Origin of the sequence: Mucilaginibacter sp. NFX135 (assembly GCF_048565145.1) — a bacterium.
Lineage (GTDB): Bacteria > Bacteroidota > Bacteroidia > Sphingobacteriales > Sphingobacteriaceae > Mucilaginibacter.
In genome coordinates this window covers 5,189,397-5,210,767 of record NZ_CP183412.1, presented here as the reverse complement: position 1 = coordinate 5,210,767, position 21,371 = coordinate 5,189,397, and the positions used below count along the sequence as shown (strand labels likewise).

Sequence of the window (21,371 nt, the reverse complement as noted above, 5' to 3'; positions counted from 1 at the left end):
AATGAAAAGGATATTCACATATCTCATTTTGGCTGCTGCGGTTATTGTAAACTGCCCCGGCAATTGCTATGCGGATAGCCGCATCGGTTTACAAAACCTGCGCTGTGAAATGCTGAACAATCCTTTAGGCATCGGCACAATAAAGCCTCGCTTAAGCTGGCAGATCACAAGTGATGCTCGTAACACAAACCAGGTAGCCTATCAAATCCTGGTAGCTTCAACTCCCGAAAAGTTAACAGCAGGGCGGGGTGACCTGTGGGATTCGCATAAAGTGAGTTCTGATGCATCTGTTATGGTTAACTACTCGGGTAAGGCGTTAGATAGCCGTGCAGCGTGTTACTGGAAAGTTAGGGTGTGGACTAACAATGGTGCAACGGCCTGGAGCAAACCGGCAAAATGGAGTGTAGGCCTTTTAAACCCCACCGACTGGAAAGCCAAATGGATAGGCTGCGACCGCGGTTTTGCCTGGGATAGCGTATCGAAGTTTTCCCGTCTTTCGGCGCGGTATTACCGTTGCCAGTTTGATTTGAAGCCGGGCATTAAAAAAGCTACGGCTTATATAGTTGGTCTTGGCCATTACGAATTATATGTGAACGGTCAACTCATTGGTGACCAGGTCCTGGCCCAGGCCCCTACGGATTATACCCAATCTGTCAAGTACAACACGTTTGATGTTACAGATCACTTGAAAAAAGGTGACAATGCCATCGGAACGGTATTGGGCAATGGCCGCTATTTTACCATGCGCCCAAAATACAAGCCTAAAAAGATCAAGGAGTTTGGTTTTCCAAAAATGTTGCTGCAACTGGAGGTAGAATATAATGATGGTACAAAGCAAACCATCATAAGCGATAACAACTGGAAATTCACTGCCGATGGCCCTATCCGTACCAATAACGAGTATGATGGCGAGGAATACGATGCCACCAAAGAATTTCCGGGATGGAGCAAGCCAGGCTTTGATGACAGCCAATGGCTTAAGGCCGAATTAGTACAGGCACCCGGCGGCAAGCTTGATGCGCAGATGAACGAGCCCATCAGGGTAATGGATACCATCAAACCCATCGGCATCAATCAATTGAAAAAAGATGTATGGATCCTGGATCTGGGGCAAAACATGGCCGGTTGGCTTCAAATGCGGGTGAAAGGGAACAGGGGCGATAAAGTAACCCTTCGATATGCCGAAACCGCGCAGCCTAACAATGAGCTTTATGTAGCCAATCTGCGCGACGCCAAAGTAACCGATGTGTATACGCTGAAAGGTGGAGCAGAAGAGATCTGGCACCCCGTATTTGTGTATCACGGATTCCGGTATGTGGAGATCAGCGGTTATCCCGGTAAGCCCGAATTAAATGATTTTGAGGGACATGTTGTTTACGATGCCTTGCCGACCATCGGCCATTTCGAAACATCCAACGATATCGTCAACAAGATTTATCATAATGCTTATTGGGGAATATTGAGCAACTATAAAGGTATGCCGGTTGATTGCCCGCAGCGTAACGAACGGATGCCATGGCTGGGCGACCGTGCTGTTGGTTCGCTGGGCGAAAGTTTTGTGTTCGCCAACGATAATTTCTATGCCAAATGGCTGGATGATATCGCGCAATCGCAGAAGCCGGACGGCGCTATACCGGACGTAGCCCCGGCCTACTGGAATTATTACAGCGATAACATGACCTGGCCTGGCACTTATATTTTGGTGGCCGATATGCTTTACCGGCAGTTTGCGGATAAAGCGCCTATCGAAAAGAACTATGCCTCCATGAAAAAGTGGATGGATTACATGCGGTTTAAATACATGAAAAACAACATTGTCACCAAAGATAAATATGGCGACTGGTGCGTACCTCCTGAATCTCCGGAGCTGATCCATGCCAAAGATTCTTCGCTTAACACCGATGGGCAACTGATCGCGACAGCTTACTATTACAATCTTTCGGGCCTGATGGAAAAGTTTGCCCGTATGCTGCACAAACCTGCTGATGCGCAGTTTTTCGCCACAATAAAACAGAATATCGGTAAAGCATTTAATGATAAATACTTTGATAAAACCACGTCAAAATACAGCAATAATACAGTTACGGCCAATCTGCTGCCGATGTATTTCGGGATCACTCCAACTGCCAATAAACAAGCTGTATTTAAAAATATAGTAGCAAAAATAAATGACGCTCATGACCATATCAGCACGGGCGTTATTGGCACCCAATGGCTCATGCGGGGGCTTACCGAATTTGGTCGCCCTGACCTGGCCTGGAGGATAGCCTCCAATACAACTTACCCGAGCTGGGGTTATATGGCCAACAGGGGCGCAACCACTATTTGGGAATTGTGGAACGGTGATACCGCTAACCCGGCTATGAACTCCCGTAACCACATTATGCTGCTGGGCGATCTGATTGCCTGGTTTTACCAGGACATAGCCGGTATAAAAACAGTTAATGCCGGTTTTAAGCAATTGGTTATGCAGCCCGCAATTACTGGCGAATTGGATAGTGTTAATGCCTCGTACCAAACGCCTTATGGCCTTGTGCGCAGTAATTATACCAGCACCAAAAAAAGTTTTAACTGGCATGTCACTGTGCCGCCAAATAGTTCGGCCCGGGTTTATGTGCCTGCAAAAAATATAAGTGAAGTAACCGAGGGCGGGGCTAAAATATTAGGGATAAAAGAAATTAAGCCCCTGAAGATGGAAAATGGCCGTGCCATTTTGAGCATAGGTTCAGGTGATTATGATTTTGAAGCTAAGTATTAAAGAAACATCGATATGAAAAAATTAAATATTGCGGGTATTATGCTGATTGCATTGCTTTCGCTTTCAAGCACTGTTAATGCTCAGGAACAGCAGGCGGCCAAATCAATTCCAACGCCGGAGACCCAGGCCAAAGCCGATGCCGAAGTTGATAAAAAAGCTACCGATTGGGTTGCCTCCTTGTCCCTTACCGATACAGCAAAGACTATCCGTGTAAAAAATGTAATAGCAACCCACCTTAAGGCAATCCGCGATTGGAACAACAACCATTCATATGAAATGGTTCCCGCAGGTATTGACCCTGCAACGGGCAAGATGCTGAGCACAATGGACAGGCAGATCATCATCAATTCGTCCCTGCCGAAATCTGTTCACGAAAACCTGATGGCCGGTTTACGTGCCGATTTAACCGAAGAGCAGGTGGAAAATGTGCTTGATAAATATACCATCGGTAAGGTGGCTTTTACTTTGGCCGGCTACAAATCCATAATACCTGATCTGACGACTGTTGAAGAGGCAACCATTCTCGCTAACCTGAAACAGGCCCGCGAACAGGCCGTGGATTTTAAAAATATCAAACAGGTATCGGCCATATTCGAAATCTACAAAACCAAAAACGAACAATACCTCAACAGCAACGGCCGTAACTGGCACAAGCTATATGGCGATTACACCAAGGCCATCATTGCAAAAAAGGCTGCTGATAAAGCGGCAAAAGATAAAGCTGTCACTCAAAAATAATAATACGATGCTAAAAAAGATCTTGTTTATCAGTATCGGGGCTTGCCTATTCATAGCTAATGCATTTGCCCAAAATCCATGGCGCAAGGGCATTATCAAAGATGAGTTTATTTATGAGAAAGCACCTTACCCGGAATGCCACGCGGCAACCATCGCCGAAACACCAAACGGCCTTGTAGCCTCATGGTTCGGAGGCACTAAGGAGCGCAACCCCGATGTATGTATCTGGGTGAGCCGTTTTGTTAATGGCATATGGACGGAAGGTATTAATGTTGCCAACGGCATCCAAAACGATACCTTACGCTATGCCTGCTGGAACCCGGTACTATATCAGGTACCCAAAGGTGAATTACAGCTTTATTATAAAATAGGCCCAAGTCCGGCAAAATGGAAGGGTTTTATAAAAACATCCAAAGACGGCGGCATTAGCTGGTCGGAGCAGAAAGCTTTGCCAGAAGGCTTTTTAGGGCCGATCAAAAACAAACCTGTGTTATTGAAAGATGGCACATTGCTGAGCCCGGTAAGCACGGAAGGTAAAGCATGGCAGGTACATTTTGAAGCCACTAAAGACTTCGGCAAAAACTGGACGATGATAGGCCCGATCAGTGACGGTAAAGACATGAAAGCCATACAGCCGAGTATTTTAACTTATAAAGATGGCAGGTTGCAGGCGCTTTGCCGCAGCCAGAACAGGGCTATTCTCAGCACATGGTCTAAAGATAATGGACAAACATGGTCTGCTTTGGAGAAAACTTCATTGCCAAATAATAACTCCGGTACAGATGCGGTGACATTAAAAGACGGTCGGCAGCTATTGGTTTACAACCATGTTTTGCCGCCGGGAAATCTGGCCAAAGGTGCCCGTACACCGCTTAATGTGGCTGTTTCCAAAGATGGTGTTACGTGGTATGCGGCGTTGATTTTGGAGGATTCGCCTATCAGCCAGTATTCTTATCCATCGGTTATCCAAACTTCGGATGGTATGGTACATGTGGTTTATACCTGGCGCCGGCAAAAGATAAAGCATGTGGTTATTGACCCTTCAAAGTTGGAGCTGAAAGAAATAAAAGATGGTATTTGGCCTAAGGTGGAGGGTTATACACTTCCGGTGGCCAGTGGTGAAACTAAGGATTTGTAAGGTGGAGAAAATGGCAGCAAGTTGAACGGGGTATCATACTGATGCCCTCGAAGCATGGTGGGCAGACCTTTACGCGCGACCCTCTGACAGGCAGGCTAAGGCTTACGAAGTTTTTAAAACATCGTAAGTCGGGACTTTATTTGATTGATTGTTTAAATGTATAGACGCATTACATGCGTCTCCCGTGAGCAAATTAATTGTAAAGCCACTTGTCCTAAAGGAGACGCATGTGATGCGTCTACACAAAAAAAATAAAGCGATGAAAAAACTAATCTACATACAACTAACCTGCCTCACAACAATGTGTTTCACTGCCCATGCGCAGCAAACAACAGACGCCATGTACAGGAAAACCCTGAAAGATGTGCTTAATGAGGTACAGGAAAAATACCACGTAAAGATCAAATATACCCCTGCGCAGGTAAATGATAAATGGGTTAACTATGCCCAGTGGCGTTTCAGGGCCAATGTAGATACCACGCTGGCCAATATCCTTACTCCGCTCGATTTAAAAGTGAATAAGGAAGCCCTAGGCAGGTACAAACTGAAGGAATATGAATACTTCCGCTGGTCGGTAAGCGATGGCTGGAAGGAGCTTGACAGAATAGCCGCCCAATACCACGACCGGGATAGCTGGGAACAACGTAAAGCGATACTGAAACCCCAATTGTATAAAGCTTTGGAACTATCGCTCTTGCCTGCTAAACCTGCTTCAAAACCCATCATCACACCTAAACGGATCTATGACGGTTACACGGTTGAGAATATCGCTATCGAAATTTTGCCTGGGTTGTACATCAACGGCTCTCTTTATAAACCATCCAAAATAAAAGGAAAGATCCCGGTGATCTTAAGTCCTGATGGGCATTGGGAACACCAGCGTTACCGCGCCGATTGCCAGATCCGTTGTGCCTCGCTGGCGCGGATGGGGGCTATGGCTTATAGCTATGACCTTTTTGCCTGGGGCGAATCCCTGCTGCAATTTAAGGATGAAGATCATCGTCGCAGCCTGGCACAAACTATCCAGGCACTTGGCGCTATCCGGATCCTGGATTATGTGCTATCGCTTAAGGAAACCGATCCTGAACGGGTGGCAATTAGCGGAGGCTCGGGCGGTGGAAGCCATACCGTGTTAATGACTGCCATGGATGACCGGATCAAACTAAGTGCTCCTGTTGTATCGGTATCATCTTATTTTTATGGGGGATGCCCTTGCGAAAGCGGGATGCCAATTCACCAATGCGGCAACGGGACTGATAATGTAGAAATAGCTGCCATGGCTGCACCGCGCCCGCAATTACTGATCTCCGACGGGCAAGACTGGACAGCCAATATGCCCGAACATGATTTTCCTTACCTCCAAAAAATGTACGGCTATTACGGTGCTGCCAATAAAGTAGAAAATGTACATCTGCCCAATGAAGGCCATGATTTTGGTCCTTCAAAAAGAGCGGCGTTGTACGCCTTTATAGCCAAAAACTTTCATCTCGACATTAATAAAATTAAAGATAGTAAAGGTGGTTTCGATGATGGAAAGGTCACCATTGAAAAAGAACCCGCTATGTATGTATTTGGTGATAAAGGCGAAAAACTCCCATCGAATGCTATAAAGGGATTTGAGCAATTGGAAAAAGTATTTGGACAGGCAACAAAAAAATAAACTATGAAAAACAGATTGATCCCGGGGTTGTGGATAGGATTAATGATGTGTGCTTTTGGCCCACCGTCGGTTGCACAAACGGTATCAAAGCAACGCTATAAAGTAGCGGTCGTTGATCTGATGATCCTTAAACGGCAAAAGTTAGGGGCGTTTCAGCTGGTTAAAGATATCGGTGCGGATGGCGTTGAGGTAGATATGGGTGGTCTTGGCGACCGCGAAACTTTTGATAACCAACTGGCCAATGATTCCATTAAAAAAGTATTTCAGAAAAAGGCAAAAGAGCTGGATTTGGAGATCCCTTCCATGGGCATGACCGGCTTTTTCGCTCAGTCATTTGCCGAGCGGCCAACAGCGATTAAGGCGGTTACTGATTGCATCAACACTATGAAACAAATGGGCGTTAAGGTTGGCTTTTTGCCGATGGGCGTAAAGGGCGATTTAGTGAAATTTCCTGAATTGCGGCCCGCTATTGTTGCCCGCTTAAAGGAGGTCGGCAAAATAGCCGAAAAGGCGGGTGTTGTAATAGGCATTGAAACCGCGCTGGATGCCAAAGGCGAATTACAGCTACTCAAAGATGTAGGCTCATTAGCTATTAAAAGCTATTTCAATTTTGAAAATGCTATCAGGAACGGTCGCGATTTGAGCAGCGAGCTTAAGGTGTTGGGCAAAAATAATATCGTTCAGATCCATTGCACTAATGATGATGGTGTTTGGCTGCAAAATGATCCAAAAATAAATATGGAGCAAGTAAAGGCTACTTTGGATAAAATGGGCTGGACGGGCTGGCTGGTTATCGAACGCTCACGCGACGCCAAAGACCCGCGCAATGTAAAGTGGAATTTCAGCGCCAATACCACATATGTAAAGTCAATATTTCAAACTAACTAAACCATAAATGAAGCGCTGCCGCATAGTTGTTTTGATGCTCCTGTCAAATTTTATTTTGACCGGTAGCGTTTTTGCGGCCGAGATTTGGGTATCGCCAAAAGGCTCCGATAAAAATAGCGGAACCCAGCAGCAACCGCTGGCAACCGTAGCTATGGCACTCCGAAAAGCCCGTGAACTGAGGCGATTAAATGATGAACCGATAAAAGGCGGCATCTATATTAAAGTATTAGCGGGAGTTTACCAGTTAGCTGAACCTTTATTTGTCCGCCCGGAAGATTCAGGTACAGCCGATAGCCCGACCATTATTGAAGGTGAAGGTATAGGCAAAACCGTTTTAAGCGGCGGCGTTACTGTAACGGGATGGCGTAAAGTAAATACAGTGATTCCCGGTTTGCCCGCCGAAGCTAAAGGCAAAGTTTGGGAAGCAGATGCGCCAATGATTGGCGATGAACCTTTACAATTCAGACAGCTTTGGGTAAATAACGTAAAGGCGATCCGCGCTCGTGATACCGATGCCCCGGTAATGAACCGCATTCTTTCCTGGGATCACAAAACCGAAACCTGTATTATTCCATCAGCGGCTTCGCTGGATGCCTCACATATCAGTGGCATGGAAATGTTTATTCACCAATGGTGGGCAATTGCCATTTTGCGGGTTAAGGCTGTTAAAGTAATGGGGGATAGTGCCCGCTTATCGTTTTACCAGCCAGAAAGCCGCATCCAGTCGGAGCACCCATGGCCCGCACCATGGATCTCCAAAAAAACGGGCAATTCGGCATTTTATCTTAGCAATGCTATCGGTTTTTTGAACCACCCGGGTGAGTGGTATCATGATCGCGTGGCCAATAAGATCTATTATATCCCACGCAAAGGCGAGGATCTGCAAACAGCTATTGTGGCTGTGCCGGAACTGGAAACATTAGTAAAAATGGAAGGCACTCTTGACCGCCCGGTAAATTATTTCGGCTTTAAAAATATCAGTTTTGAGCACAGCAGCTGGCTTCGGCCATCAAAAGAGGGTTTAGTACCTCACCAGGCCGGGATGTATATGCTGGATGCTTACAAGTTAAAAGTCCCCGGCACGCCGGATAAAAAAGGGCTGGAAAACCAGGCATGGGTAGGTCGACCGAAAGCTGCTGTCGAGGTGGCTTATGCATCGCTCATCGCTTTTGATGGTTGCGGTTTTGAACATATGGCCTCAACTGGGCTGGATTTTAAACGCGGTATGCATAATGATGTGGTTAAGGGATGTCTGTTTAAAGATATCGGCGGTACGGCAGTCCTCGACGGTATATATTCCGATGAGGCACAGGAAGTTCACCTGCCTTATAATCCAACTGATAAACGGGAGATCTGCACCAATGATACCATCGCCAATAACCTGATAATTGATGCCACTAATGAAGATTGGGGATGCGTTGGCATTGGTGCGGGTTATGTAAAAGGCATCAGCATAACGCATAACGAGGTCTGTGATGTAAACTACACCGGCATCAGCATGGGTTGGGGCTGGACAAAGACTATCAATGCCATGAGCGATAACCGCATCATGGCCAACAAAATTCATCATTATGCCCGTAATATGTATGATGTGGCCGGCATCTATACGCTCTCGGCCCAGCCCGGTTCGGTGATCAGCAATAACTATGTCGACAGCATTTACAAAGCCCCTTACGCGCATGACCCGCAGCATTGGTTTTACCTGTATACCGACGAGGGCTCGTCATACATCACGCTAAAAAACAACTGGTGCCCGGCCGATAAATTCCTCAAGAATGCAAACGGCCCCGGCAATGTTTGGGAAAATAATGGTCCGCAGGTTGATGTGGTCATCAAAAATGCCGCCGGGTTGGAAGTGCCTTATCGCTACCTGTTCCAATACAGATCAATAAATCGGGACAACCGGCCAATCAATCATAAAACAGAATGAAAATATTAAAAGCATATATAGTTTGGCTAACGGCGGTTTTACTGTTGCTGGCATCTGATGTAAAAGCAGCTTCAAACCCTTATGCCATTATCGAAGTGACGGGTTCGCAAGGCAAGCAACTCAATTATGCGGCCTTATTGAATATCGCCCGTAAGCAGGGGTTACCGGCTTCGGCTGTTTACCGTTGGGATAATCATCTCATTGTTTATGGCAAGCATTTAAATACGGCATCCATCCAAAACAGCGCTCGGGCGGTATACCCATCATGCCAGGTTACGGTTTACAGCAGCCCGTTTTATGATTTTAACCGCGAACAGCGTTGCGGCGGGAGTGGCCTTGCTAAGCAATGGGATAATATTATACTCACTGCGAACCTGGTTAATGATGAACGCCTGCAGCAGGAATATATCGATTACCACATTACCCAGTTTAAAAATTGGCCCGAGGTGGCTAAGGGCTTTTGTAATGCCGGTTTTCAGCAATTACTGGTATTCAGGAACGGGCGTCGGCTGATGCTGGTGATCAGTATCCCGAAAGGCAAAAAGCTTGACGACCTCAATCCTAAAACCATCGAAAATAACCCGCGGGTAAACGATTGGAACAGGTTGATGAAAAAATACCAGGAAGGTGTGCCCGGCACGCGAAAGGGCGAGATATGGGTATTTTTTAAACAGGTAACAGACAACAGCGACACTAAACGATCATTATAAAATGAAAATAGGAATATTAGGATTAGGCGAAGGGCGCAGCACCATGTCGGCAGTATTGAAAAGCGATAAGCTTGAACTGAAAATGGTGTGCGACAAGAATATTGAATTGTGCAAACAACGCGCCGAAGAATTTAACTTTCATAACTACACTACCAGTTACCAGGACCTGCTCAATGATGCTGAAATAGATATCATTGCCATTTATACGCCCGATCATCTGCATGCGGAACATGTTAAACAGGCTTTATTGCATGGCAAACATGTGGTGTGCACTAAACCTTTTATTGATGATCTGAGCAAAGCCGCCGAACTGCTTGAACTGGTTGCACAAAGCGGCAAAAATGTATTTGTAGGTCAAAGCTCCCGCTTTTTTGAGCCAATGAAAAAACAACGCAAAGATTATGAAGCCGGTTTAATAGGGGATTTGATCACGGTAGAGGCTTATTACCATGCAGATCACCGGTGGTTTTTGGAGAAGCCATGGTCGTTACAGCAGGCTTTTAAGTGGTTGTACGGGGGCTTAAGCCACCCGGTAGATTTTATCCGCTGGTACCTGCCCGATATTGAAGAGGTGATGGGTTACGGCATGCTGAGCTCTAACGGAGCAAAAGGAGGCCTCAAGAACCCGGATACGATGCACTTTATTTTCAAAGCGAAGGACGGTAGGATAGCACGTGTAAGCGGTTGTTATACCGGTCCGGTGCAGCCCGTTACCCGCGACAGTGAGATGAGCTGCATTTTACGCGGCACCGAAGGCTGTAGCCAGGGTGATTATATGGACCTGCGCTATGCCATCACCGATAATACCGGCGAAGAGCGCATCCTAACCTGGGAACATAAATTGAAACATTATTTCAGGTTTGAGGGCAAAAGCCACCACGCCGGCGAGTATCAAAATTACCTCGAATATTTTGCGGATAGTATCACCCAAGGCTATACAGCTTATCCCGATATTAAAGAAGGCATCGGTACTATCGCTTTGCTGCAAGCTATGGACCGCTCCTTACAAAGCGGTAAACCCGTAAAGGTTGATGATATCCTCACCGAATTTAATTTAACCGTAAATGAGTTAAGCGCATGATATTGGGCATGAGCAATATCGTATCGCGCCTCACGCTGTTAGATTACTCCGTTGTGGCTGTGTACCTAATTGTTTTAATGGTAATCGGTTATCGCGCCAGTTTCGGCAATAAAAACAAAACGGATGAAACGCTTTTCCTGGCCAATAAATCGCTGGGATGGGCGAGTATTGGTTTTAATATGTGGGGCACCAACGTGGGGCCGTCCATGCTGCTGGCTTTTGCAAGCATCGGTTACAGTACAGGCATCGTAGCCGTAAATTTTGATTGGTATGCTTTTGTGTTCCTGATGCTGCTGGCGCTGGTATTCGCGCCGAAATATATCGCTGCCAAAGTATCAACCATGCCCGAGTTTATGGGCAACCGTTATGGCGATTCTACCCGTAACATCCTGGCCTGGTACGCTTTGATCAAAATGCTCATCTCGTGGCTATCCTTAGGTCTGTTTGCCGGTGGATTTCTGGTGAGGCAGATCCTCGGGATCCCCATGTGGCAATCCGTTATTGTACTGGTTTCATTTGCCGGTTTGTTTGCCTTTACCGGCGGTTTAAAAGCTATCGCCAAAGTAAATGTATTCCAGATGCTGTTGCTCATTGGCGTATCATTAATTTTAACTGTGCTGGGAGTAAACAAAGCAGGCGGGTTATCAGCAGTATTTCATCAAACGCCCAATAATTACTGGAACTTGATTCACCCGGCAAGTGATGTTAAATATCCCTGGTATGCTATTTTGCTGGGTTACCCGGTATCGGCAGTAGCTTTTTTCTGTACAGATCAGGCCATGGTACAATCGGTATTGGGTGCTAAAAACCTGGAACAGGGACAGCTCGGCGTTAACTTTATTGGCTGGCTCAAAATATTATCCCTGCCGTTGTTCATCCTCACCGGTATCCTGTGCTTTATCCTCTACCCACATCTGAGCGATCCGGCACTGGCCTATATGACTATGGTGACCAATCTCTTCCCGCCGGGCATGAACGGGCTGGTTATTGTGGTATTGATCGCTGTTTTGGTGGGTACCATCGGTTCATCGCTTAACTCATTGAGCACGGTATTCACCATGGATATTTATGCTGAAAAGATCAATCCTAACGCTACTAACAAAGACCTCATCAGGGTTGGGCGCTATACCGTAATTGCCGGCTGCCTGTTTGCTATAGGCATGGCGCTGGCAATTGACAGCATTAAAGGCCTCAACCTGTTCGATGTATTTCAATCGGTATTGGGCTTTATTGCGCCGCCGCTGGCCGTGGTTTTCCTGCTTACGGTTTATTGGAAACGTACTACCCGTAAAGCTGTAAATGTCATCCTGTCAGCGGGTTCGGCTTTTAGTCTTGGCACCGGTGTGGTTTATTTATGGGTGTTGCCATCCGCAAAGTACAGTTTTTGGCCGCATTACCTGATGCTGTCGTTCTTCATCTTTGTCTTCCTGGCAATATCGGCGGTCCTGATCTCGCTGCTCGATAAAGAACCAACAGTTTACAGGGCCACCTTATCCGAAATACACAATACCGCGAAGCCTACCAGGCGCGTAAAAGTGGCCTGGGCACTATTAACAATAGTGATGATTGCTTTATACCTCATTTTCAACGGACATTAAACTATGTACAAAACATCTATCCATATAAAATTTAACAAACTATATGTATTGGTCATACTGCTGAGCCTGATGTTTTTTGCCGATACAGCTAAAGCGCAAAAGGCAACCTGGATCTGGTATCCCGGCGATTATGAAGTATGGCTGAGTAACCGGATGCAGAACCGCCGCACCGAGCGCGGGGCCTTCTTTCCGCCGTTCTGGAAGCTGGACAGTCATTATGTACTGGTTGATTTTCATAAGGATTTTACGCTTGCAAATGCTGAAACTGTTGAGTTTGCCGTTGAAGGGCAATACAATGTAAAGCTTGATGGAAAGGCTTTTTCAGGTTATCCAAAAAACATTCATATGCCGGCTGGCAGGCACAGGCTTAGTCTCAAAGTTTATAACCAGGCTGCTGCACCCGCCATATTTGTTAAGGGGCAGCAGCTAATGTCAGATACCTCCTGGCTGGTAACCTATGAAGATAAGGAGTGGATTGATGAATCGGGCAAAACCTCTGATGTATCGGCCACCAAATACGTGAACGCCGGCAACTGGAACTTTGATTCGGCAGATAAATTACCTTCAGCATTCCGTTTGCCTACGGAGGAGCACAAACCGGAAAAGACTGAGCGAAAAGAGCATTCCATTTTGGTAGATTTTGGTAAGGAAACTTTCGGTTATGCGAAACTCATCGGCTTGAAAGGAAAAGGGAACGTTAAACTCTGCTACGGCGAGTCCAAAGAAGAAGCTTTAGCTACAGCAACCTGCGAATTGCTGGATAGCATTCACATAGATCAGCCTCAAAAAGCTGATTATACTATGGAGGGCTCGCGCGCTTTCCGTTACATCAATGTGTTGTTTGATGACAACGTAAGTGGCGATGGCGTTTCCATGTTTTATGAGTATTCGCCGGTTGAGCAGCGGGGGAGTTTTAAATGTTCGGATGAGCAGATCAATAAGATCTGGGATGTTTCGGCTTATACCCTGCACCTGAATACAAGGGAGTTTTTTATCGATGGGATCAAGAGGGACAGGTGGATCTGGTCGGGCGATGCTTATCAAAGCTACCTCATGAATTATTACCTGTACTTTGACTCACCAACGGTAACGCGCACGCTGTATGCCCTACGCGGTAAAGACCCGGTAACCAGTCATATCAATACCATTATGGATTATACCTTTTACTGGTTCATGGGTATTTATGATTATTACCAGTATACCGGCGATAAAAGTTTTATCAAACAAATGTACCCGCGCATGCAAAGCCTGATGAGCTACTGCCTGCAGCGCCGCGACAAAAACGGACTGATGGAAGGCCTGCCCGGCGACTGGGTATTTATTGACTGGGCCGATAAACTGAGCAAAAAGGGAGAAGTAAGCTTTGAACAATTGCTGCTTTGCCGCAGTCTCGAAACCATGGCCTTATGTGCCAATATCATGGACGATAAAACAGGCAACGATCAATATCAAAAACTCTCAACCGGATTGAAATCAAAGATCTTTGACCTGTATTGGAACAAAGAAAAACATGCTTTTGTGCACAGCATAATTGATGGTAAACAAAGCGATAATGTAACCCGGTACACTAATATGTTCTCCATATTTTTCAATTACCTGACGGACACTCAGCAGCAGGAGGTAAAAAAATATGTATTACTGAACGATAAGATCCAGAAGATCACCACCCCCTACATGCGCTTTTACGAGCTCGAGGCCCTTTGCGCCATGGGCGAACAAAGCTATGTGCTGAAAGAAATGAAGGATTACTGGGGAGGGATGCTGAACCTCGGCGCAACTTCTTTTTGGGAAGAGTATAACCCCACTAAAACCGGTGCCGAGCATTACGCCATGTACGGGCGTCCGTTTGGCAAAAGCCTGTGCCATGCCTGGGGAGCAAGCCCGATATACCTGTTAGGAAAATATTATCTCGGTGTAAAACCAACGGCGCCGGGCTATCAGCAATATGTTATCGAGCCTAACTTGGGTGGTTTACAATGGATGGAAGGCAGTGTGCCTACCGCCAATGGCGATATTAAAGTATCATGCAGCATCAAACAAATCAAGGTAAACAGCGGCACAGGAACCGGTCTGCTTCGGTTTGCGAGTACATCGAAACCGGTTTGTGAGGAGGGGGAATTAACTGCAAAAGGAAACGGCATCTATGAACTTACCATCCAAAAGCAAAAACAGTATACTGTAAGCTATAGCGCGAAGAAATGATGAAGAAGCGATTATTTATCCTGTTTCTAACGGCATTTTCGTCAACCGGGCTTTACGCGCAGCTGGTTGATAAAACACCCGCGCCTATCCCAAATGTGCCTGCGGTTTATGATGCCGAACCATGGGAAAACCCCTTGGTTGATGGTATCAACCGGGATGCTGCACGGGCTACCGGGTATTCATACAGCAACATTAAAGATGCGCTGGCGGGCGATAGGGAAAAATCAGGCAGGATGCTATCCTTAAACGGCTACTGGGATTTTAGTTATGCAGCTAAACCTGCCGATGCCCCAAAAGATTTTTATAAAAGTAGGGTAAGCGGCTGGAAAAAGATCGTCGTACCCTCAAGTATTGAGATGCAGGGTTACGATAAACCTATTTATAAAAGCGCGGTTTATCCTTTCCGCCCGGTTAACCCGCCGCATATACCGCAAGATTATAATGGCGTTGGCAGCTATCAGCGTACGTTCACCCTGCCTGCCGGTTGGAAGGATATGAACATCACCCTGCATTTTGGCGGGGTAAGTTCAGGCTTTAAGGTTTGGTTGAATAGCAAGTTTTTGGGTTATGGGGAGGATAGTTTTTTACCTTCGGAGTTTAACATTACCCCATACCTGCAAGCAGGCGAAAACGTGGTATCTGTGCAGGTGATCCGCTGGAGTGATGGTTATTTCCTGGAAGACCAGGATCAATGGCGCATGAGCGGCATCCACCGGGAGGTGATGTTGCTGGCCGAGCCCAAATTGCGGATTGCAGATTTTCAATGGCAGGCCAAACTGGATAAACAATATAAAGACGCCGTTTTCAGTATTCGACCACGGATCGAAAACCTGACCGGTAAAGCTGTACCCGGCTATAAAATTGAGGCCCGGCTTTTTGATAGGAACAATAAAGAAGTACTTCAACAACCCCTGGAGCGGAGTGTGGAAAGCATCATCAACGAGATCTATCCGCGGCTGGATAATGTAAAGTTCGGTCTGCTGGAAACCACCATGAAAAACCCGGAAAAATGGAGCGATGAAAAGCCGAACCTGTACACACTTACCTTATCTTTAGTTGACAGTGCCGGTCAAACATTGGAGGTTAAAAGCTGCAAGGTTGGGATCAGGAGTATTGAGTTTAGCAAAGAGGATAGCAAGCTGCTCATCAACGGTAAAGTGACTTACCTGTACGGCGTAAACCGGCCGGATCATGACCCGGTAAAAGGCAAAGCGCTATCCCGTGAGGACATTTTGAATGATGTGCGTACCATCAAACGCTTCAATTTTAATTGCATCCGCACCAGTCATTACCCCATGGATCCGTACCTGTACGATCTGTGCGATGAGTACGGTATACTGGTCATAGACGAAGCCAATCTCGAAACACATGGCCTTGGCTCAAAACTAAGTAACGACCCGATGTGGACCGGCGCTTACCTCGATAGGGCAACCCGGATGGTGATGCGCGATAAAAATCATCCAAGCGTGATCATCTGGAGTTTAGGGAATGAGGCCGGTCGCGGGCCAAACCATGCGGCTATGGCCGGTTGGATCCATGATTTTGATATTACCCGGCCGGTTCATTATGAGCCTGCACAGGGCACACCGCAGGCCGAAGGCTATATCGATCCAACCGATCCGCGCTATCCCAAAACTAATGATCATTCGCATCGGCTGCAAAACCCCATTGATCAGCCTTATGTGGATATCGTGAGCCGGATGTATCCCGGAATTTACACCGCCCCCTTGCTGGCCAATCAACAAAATGGCGATAACCGCCCGATATTTTTTGTGGAGTACTCGCACGCGATGGGTAACTCCAACGGAAATTTAAAAGAGTTTTGGGACCAATGGCGATCAACTAAGCGGATAATTGGCGGGGCTATCTGGGAGTTTAAAGACCAGGGATTGCTAAAACATGATTCAACGGGTAAGGCTTACTACGCCTACGGCGGTGACTATGGCGAACGTTATTTTGATAATTTCACCATCAAAGGCATTGTAGCATCCGACGGCAGGCCGAAGCCCGCGATATATGAGTGCAAGCATGTTTTTCAGCCCGCAGTTTGCGAACTGCTTGACGCTGATAAAGGAACCATCCGCATCAAAAATTGGCATAGTGTGGCTTCACTGGCCGATTATGATGTGGACCTGCAGGTTAGGGAAGATGGTAACGTTATTCTTAATAAACCAATCCCCCGCATTAACCTTGCGGCCGGGCATGATACCATCATCAGCATAAAACGATACCTGCCCAATTTAAAGCATAATCATGAATACCTGGTCGATATCCATTTTACCCTTGCTGAAAATAAGCCATGGGCAGCTAAAGGTTATGAAATAGCAAGCGATCAGTTTCAGCTGACTAAGCCCGAATTTTCAGCGGTTCATCCTGATGCTAAAAAATATTCGGCAGTGAAAATCTCAGAAGATGACAAAGTGTACCACGTCAGTGGTAAAGATTTTGAGATAGGCATCAGTAAAGTTAACGGGGCTTTAAATTCCTATATCAGCAAAGGGCAGCAACAGGTATTTGCGCCGCTATTGCCCCATTTTACCCGCCCGGTTACCGATAATGACCACCGTGGATGGAAAATGGAGAAAAAGTTAAAAGCATGGTTTAAAGCTGTGCCTATATTGAAAAAGATTTCAGCATCTAAACCGGGCGACGGTTCGGTGATCATAACCAGCATTTATTCTATGCTGAATGATAGCGCTTCGGCAAAGATAAATTACACCATTCGCGGTGATGGGTTGTTAAAAGTTTCTTATTTTCTTGGCGTTAAACCGGGTTTACCAAACCTGCCCAAAGTTGGTATGCAGATGGGGATAGCACAGGCCGACAGCAATATCAGCTATTATGGCAGGGGGCCTTTTGAAAACCATATCGACAGGCGTACCGGCTCGGAAGCGGGGATTTATTCGCAACCCATCAGCCAGTTTATGGAGCCTTATGTAGTACCGCAGGAAAACGGTAACCGCACCGATGTACGCTGGATGCTGCTGCACCATAAAACCGGCGGCTTGTTGGTAACTGCCGATAGCCTGCTCAGCATGAGTGCCTGGCCTTATACCGAAGAAAACATCCAAAAGGCAAAACACACCAATAAACTCCAGGATGCAGGTTTTATAACCCTTAATATCGATCTGGTACAAATGGGCGTAGGTGGTAATGATAGCTGGTCGGAAGTAGCCGAGCCCTTGGAGCAGTACCACATCCCGGCAAAAAACTATGGTTACAGCTTTTATCTGAAACCTTATGAGGGTAAACCCGATGCTGCCGGGAAAGCCGCGTATCAAATAAAATTTAGTAAAACACCATGAGGAAGCACGTTTTTATAACTGGTATTTGCCTGTGCTTCCTGGTTTTTCAGGGGATGGCCCAGCAGCATAAACTCTCGCCCCAAAAAGATGCTTTGAAGCAGGCTTTTCTGCACCCGTCCGAATCGGCAAAGCCATGGGTTTTCTGGTACTGGATGCAAGGCGCTGTAAGTAGGGAAGGTATCACTGCCGACCTGCTGGCCATGAAGCAGGCCGGTATTGCCGGGGCTTATTTAATGCCTATCAAAGGACCGGCTAATCCGCCATATCTTACGCCGTCAATTAAGCAGTTAAGCCCCGAATGGTGGGCTATGGTGAAATTTACCATGCAGGAAGCCGACAGGATAGGTATAAAACTGGCCATGCACGATAGCGATGGTTTCGCGCTGGCAGGCGGCCCCTGGATAACTCCTGAACTTTCCATGCAAAAAGTAGTATGGTCAAAAACTGAGGTTGAGGGCGGCAAAGCTTATCATGATACTTTGCCTGTACCTTTGCACTATAAAAATTATTATAAGGATATCGAAATATTGGCTTATCCATCGCTTCCCGGCGAGGGGCAGAGTAGTTATGATGAGCATTCAAAGGTAACTACCAATCTGCCGAATACCGATGTACAATATCTTGCTGAAAAAGAGAATACCAAAAGCTTTACCAGTAATGAGTCTTGCTGGCTGCAGTTGGAATTTGAAAAGCCATTTACCTGCCGTTCTCTCATTATCCATACGGCTGGGAACAATTACCAGTCGGAGCGGCTGCTGCTTGAAGTAAGTGATGATGGTAAAAATTTTCGTTCCTTAGGCCGACTTGAGCCACCGCGCCATGGCTGGCAGGATGGGGATGCCGAAATTACCAATGCCATTGAACCAACAACTGCAAAATATTTCAGGTTTACTTATGATAAAAACGGATCAGAACCAGGGGCGGAAGATCTTGATTTTGCCAAATGGAAGCCTACATTAAAGCTTTCGGGGATTGAGTTGTCAAGCGAGCCGCGCATCCATCAATATGAAAGTAAAAACGGTGAGGTGTGGCGCTTAAGCAAGTGTACTACAGAAATCCAGTTACCGACTAATCTTTGTGTCGATAAAAGCAAGGTTATTAACCTTACTGATAAATTAAGCGCGGATGGTAAACTCAACTGGATTGCACCTGCGGGCAACTGGACTATCATTCGTATTGGTCATACTTCCACCGGGCATACCAACGCTACAGGTGGTGGTGGCATCGGTCTGGAATGTGATAAGTTTAACCCTGAAGCTGCCAAAACGCAGTTTGAGAACTGGTTTGGTGAGGCTATCAAACAGGGGGGGGCTGAACTGGCCAAACGGGTTTTGAAGATTTTTCATGTAGATAGCTGGGAATGTGGCAGTCAAAACTGGTCGCCGATTTTTGCCGGTGAATTTAAAAAACGGCGAGGGTATGATCTGTTGCCATATCTTCCATTAATGACCGGTGTGCCGATGGAGAGCGCCAAAAAATCCGAAAAGGTATTGGCCGATGTGCGGCAAACTATAGCCGAGTTACTGGTAGATAATTTCTACGGTACCATGGCTAAGCTGGCACACGAAAAAGGCTGCACATTTACTGCTGAAAGCGTTGCCCCAACCATGATGAGCGACGGCATGCTGCATTATCAAAAGGCCGATATCCCGATGGGAGAGTTTTGGTTCAGAAGCCATACGCATGATAAACCCAATGACATGCTTGATGCGATATCCGGCGGCCACATCTACGGAAAAAATATTATCCAGGCCGAGGCTTTTACGGAATTAAGGCTTTTATGGGATGAACATCCCGGTATGCTCAAAACTGCTGCCGATCGCAATTTTGCCCTTGGCATTAACCGTTATGTTTTCCATGTGAATGTACATAACCCCTGGCTCGATCGTAAGCCCGGGATGACGCTTGACGGGATCGGACTGTTTTTTCAGCGCGATCAAACCTGGTGGCAGCCAGGAAAAGCCTGGTTTGATTATATCGGCCGTTGCCAGGCCATGTTACAGCAAGGCCACCCGGTTACCGATATCGCTGTTTTTACTGGCGAGGAAACCCCACGCCGTGCTATTTTGCCCGACAGGTTGGTGAGTACCCTGCCGGGGATCTTCGGTGCTGAACGGGTCAAACAGGAAGCTGAACGTTTGGCTAATAAAGATGTGCCTGTCATCAATTCGGTTGAAGATGCGAGCCACTCAGCCAATATGGCTTTACCTGAGAATTGGATCGACCCCCTGCGCGGTTATGCTTATGATTCTTTCAACAAAGACGCACTGCTGCGTTTAGTTACCGTAAGAAATGGCCGGATCATTTTGCCTGGGGGGGCCAGTTATGCCATACTGGTTGTTCCGGGGATAAGTCAAATGTCACCGCAACCATGGCAGTTATCGGCAGAGGTTATTAAAAAACTTCAACAATTGGTGAACGAGGGGGCTACGGTTTTGTTGGGCGACGAACGGATGAAGGCTACTTTAAGTGGTGTCAAGCAGACATCGGAAACTAAACTGCTGATCGGCCCTTACCAGAAAGATACTTTTGATGAAATCGGCATTTCTCGCGATCTGATCGCTATGGATTCGGTAAATCAATCCGCAAAAGATCTGGCATGGACACATCGCAGGGCTGATAATCTTGATATCTATTTCATCTCCAATCAGCAGGCTTTAAACCGCACTGTCAATTTATCGCTGAGGGTATCAGGCCGTGTTCCTGAATTATGGGATCCTTTAACCGGGGATATGAAACGTTTGCATAGTACCAGTGAATCGGCTCGTACAAACCTGAGTCTTAACCTTGTTGCAAATGGTTCCGCTTTTATTGTTTTCAGAAACAGCCACCCGGATACAAAACTTGAGTTGGATAAAGCGGTACATTTTAAAACGGTACAAACTTTTACAAGCTGGCAGATACAGTTTGATCCTAAATCCGGAGGACCTGAAAAGCCGATTACGTTTGATAAACCGGATGACTGGTCGCTTAGTAATAATGACAGCATAAAGTACTACTCCGGAACGGCTGTTTACAACCGCACTTTTCAGTTTACCGGGAAACCGGACAGCAAACTATACCTTGATCTGGGCAATGTTGCCAACCTTGCTGAAGTATACGTAAACGGGATCAACTGCGGCACTGCATGGACATTCCCTTATCGTGTAAACATCAGCAAGGCGGTTAAATTTGGAGAAAATAAGCTAATAATTAAAGTAACCAATACCTGGGCCAACCGCCTCATGGGCGATCATGTGCTGCCGGAAAATAAACGAATTACATGGACAAATGCACCTTACAGGTTGGAAAGCCGCCCGCTTTTGCCGGCTGGATTACTCAGCCCGGTTAGGTTGCTCACTTATATCCCTTAATAGTATGAAA

The 21,371-nt window shown here is 46.4% G+C and carries 12 protein-coding genes; all 12 read left to right on the top strand.

Annotated elements, in window-relative coordinates:
* Window position 1: 1 nt before the first annotated feature.
* The 12 genes from ACNURT_RS21700 (at window position 2) to ACNURT_RS21645 (ending at window position 21,361) form a co-directional block, all read left to right on the top strand.
* Window positions 2-2,758 (top strand): family 78 glycoside hydrolase catalytic domain, encoded by a 2,757-nt coding sequence (locus ACNURT_RS21700; protein WP_419699483.1) that lies wholly within the window; start codon window positions 2-4, stop codon window positions 2,756-2,758.
* 12 nt (window positions 2,759-2,770) lie between these two features.
* A complete protein-coding gene (locus ACNURT_RS21695; protein ID WP_255366838.1) occupies window positions 2,771-3,496 on the top strand; it encodes a DUF3826 domain-containing protein in 726 nt (241 codons plus the stop codon).
* Between the two features lie 7 nt (window positions 3,497-3,503).
* On the top strand, window positions 3,504-4,634 hold the full coding sequence (locus ACNURT_RS21690) for a sialidase family protein (protein WP_090465701.1): 1,131 nt from the start codon (window positions 3,504-3,506) through the stop codon (window positions 4,632-4,634).
* 259 nt (window positions 4,635-4,893) lie between these two features.
* Window positions 4,894-6,294, top strand: a complete 1,401-nt coding sequence (locus ACNURT_RS21685; RefSeq protein WP_090465704.1) for an alpha/beta hydrolase family protein — start codon at window positions 4,894-4,896, stop codon at window positions 6,292-6,294.
* Between the two features lie 3 nt (window positions 6,295-6,297).
* Window positions 6,298-7,182: a sugar phosphate isomerase/epimerase family protein gene (locus tag ACNURT_RS21680; RefSeq protein WP_090463470.1), complete on the top strand. Its 885-nt coding sequence runs from the start codon at window positions 6,298-6,300 to the stop codon at window positions 7,180-7,182.
* 7 nt (window positions 7,183-7,189) lie between these two features.
* The gene (locus ACNURT_RS21675) at window positions 7,190-9,112 is read left to right on the top strand and encodes a hypothetical protein (protein ID WP_419699482.1); all 1,923 of its coding nucleotides are present in this window, start codon (window positions 7,190-7,192) and stop codon (window positions 9,110-9,112) included.
* Window positions 9,109-9,822 carry an L-rhamnose mutarotase gene (locus ACNURT_RS21670; protein WP_090463473.1) on the top strand — a complete coding sequence of 238 codons (714 nt, stop codon included), beginning with the start codon at window positions 9,109-9,111 and terminating at the stop codon, window positions 9,820-9,822. The genes ACNURT_RS21675 and ACNURT_RS21670 overlap by 4 nt, the downstream gene beginning before the upstream one ends.
* Window position 9,823: 1 nt before the next feature.
* Window positions 9,824-10,903, top strand: a complete 1,080-nt coding sequence (locus tag ACNURT_RS21665) for a Gfo/Idh/MocA family protein (RefSeq protein ID WP_090463477.1) — start codon at window positions 9,824-9,826, stop codon at window positions 10,901-10,903.
* An 8-nt stretch (window positions 10,904-10,911) separates the two neighbouring features.
* Window positions 10,912-12,501, top strand: coding sequence for a sodium:solute symporter family transporter (locus ACNURT_RS21660; RefSeq protein ID WP_370997020.1), 1,590 nt, complete (start codon window positions 10,912-10,914; stop codon window positions 12,499-12,501).
* 3 nt (window positions 12,502-12,504) lie between these two features.
* Complete coding sequence (locus tag ACNURT_RS21655; protein ID WP_090463480.1) at window positions 12,505-14,703, top strand: alpha-L-rhamnosidase C-terminal domain-containing protein; 2,199 nt, start codon at window positions 12,505-12,507, stop codon at window positions 14,701-14,703.
* Window positions 14,700-18,008 carry a glycoside hydrolase family 2 TIM barrel-domain containing protein gene (locus ACNURT_RS21650; protein ID WP_419699481.1) on the top strand — a complete coding sequence of 1,103 codons (3,309 nt, stop codon included), beginning with the start codon at window positions 14,700-14,702 and terminating at the stop codon, window positions 18,006-18,008. The genes ACNURT_RS21655 and ACNURT_RS21650 overlap by 4 nt, the downstream gene beginning before the upstream one ends.
* Window positions 18,005-21,361, top strand: a complete 3,357-nt coding sequence (locus ACNURT_RS21645) for a glycosyl hydrolase (protein WP_419699480.1) — start codon at window positions 18,005-18,007, stop codon at window positions 21,359-21,361. The genes ACNURT_RS21650 and ACNURT_RS21645 overlap by 4 nt, the downstream gene beginning before the upstream one ends.
* Window positions 21,362-21,371 lie beyond the last annotated feature (10 nt).